The 347-nt window shown below is 34.0% G+C and carries 1 pseudogene; it reads left to right on the top strand.

What is annotated here, in order from left to right:
* Positions 1-152: 152 nt before the first annotated feature.
* A pseudogene (locus FD20_RS12760) lies at positions 153-347 on the top strand (hypothetical protein); the annotation flags it as partial.

The following is a 347-nucleotide window of genomic DNA, read 5'->3' as shown; positions in this document are numbered from 1 at the left end:
GGGGCTGTGCCATAAGTCCCTAAGTGAAAGAGCTTCACCAGAGAAAGTAATGATTTTTCTGGTGAAGCTCTTTTGGTATAATTAAAAATAAAAAAGCACTGGTTGGAGCCAGTACTTTCAAAAACAATACCCCTATAGAAAGGATAATCAAAATGTACAATAATTATAACATAAATCAGACTGTACTTAGTATTAAAACTGACTGGGAGCCAAAAGAAAATCATCCTGCACGGATGATTAATCAAATAGTTGAAGACCTTAAAATTAATGATCCTTACATCTTTGGACGACCGCGTAAGTATGATCTGCGTGTACTTTTAAAATTAATTTTGTTTGCGTACACAAAA

Origin of the sequence: Liquorilactobacillus uvarum DSM 19971, from assembly GCF_001434935.1 — a bacterium.
GTDB lineage: Bacteria > Bacillota > Bacilli > Lactobacillales > Lactobacillaceae > Liquorilactobacillus > Liquorilactobacillus uvarum.
This window is presented reverse-complemented; position numbering and strand designations above follow the sequence as displayed.